Raw genomic sequence first — 247 nt, 5'->3', positions numbered from 1 at the left:
AGAGTGGGACTGATGTTCGATATTCACCAATCCGCCGCGTTCCCAATTTGAGAATTTTTCGATGATCTTCTCTCCGGCGAATTTCTTGTTTTTCGGGTTGTCGTTCGTCAAAAATGTCGCCTGACGATGGTCCCCAATTAATGCCACCTCGACGGCTGATTTCAGGAGGCACTCAATCAATTCAAGGTCCCAGCCCGCCAGGTCTTGCGCCTCGTCTACTATGATAAGGTCAAATATGCCCTGAATG

The 247-nt window shown here is 48.6% G+C and carries 1 protein-coding gene; it reads right to left on the bottom strand.

All coding sequences use genetic code 11. The annotated features are described in order from the left end of the window. Window positions 1–247, bottom strand: a 247-nt coding sequence (locus tag SB658_RS26420) for a UvrD-helicase domain-containing protein (RefSeq protein ID WP_410603462.1), incomplete at both ends; no start/stop codon positions are given.

Origin of the sequence: Bacillus sp. SIMBA_008 (assembly GCF_046535495.1) — a bacterium.
Classification (GTDB): Bacteria; Bacillota; Bacilli; order Bacillales; family Bacillaceae; genus Bacillus; species Bacillus subtilis.
This window is presented reverse-complemented; position numbering and strand designations above follow the sequence as displayed.